This window comes from Corynebacterium glyciniphilum AJ 3170 (assembly GCF_007673095.1).
Taxonomy (GTDB): Bacteria; Actinomycetota; Actinomycetes; order Mycobacteriales; family Mycobacteriaceae; genus Corynebacterium.
The window spans coordinates 1-291 of sequence record NZ_VDYZ01000179.1; the positions used below are offsets into that span (position 1 = coordinate 1).

Annotated in this window: 1 pseudogene; it reads left to right on the forward strand. The window is 65.3% G+C overall.

What is annotated here, in order from left to right:
• Positions 1 to 66: 66 nt before the first annotated feature.
• Positions 67 to 291 (forward strand): annotated as a pseudogene (locus FS507_RS18190) (hypothetical protein); the annotation flags it as partial.

The window sequence follows — 291 nt, forward strand, 5'->3', positions numbered from 1 at the left end:
GGTGGCGAGGGCGAGGTGAAGGGGAGGGTGGGTGACGCGGGGGGGGAAAGAGGGAGGGGCAGGATTGTGGTTGAGGAGTTGGAGGATGGTGGGGAAGACCGCCAGTGGGGCGGGGGAAGGAGCGGGGAAGAGGGGGATGAGGGGGGGGATGAAGGGGAAGGTGTAGGGGTTCTGTGTGGTGGTGAGGGGAGGGGGGATGTAGGGGAGGAGGTGGTAGAGGGAGACGGGGCTGGAGAATGTGTTGTGAGCGAAGAGGGGGATTGTGAGTTTGAGGGCGAAGGGGCCGGTGAT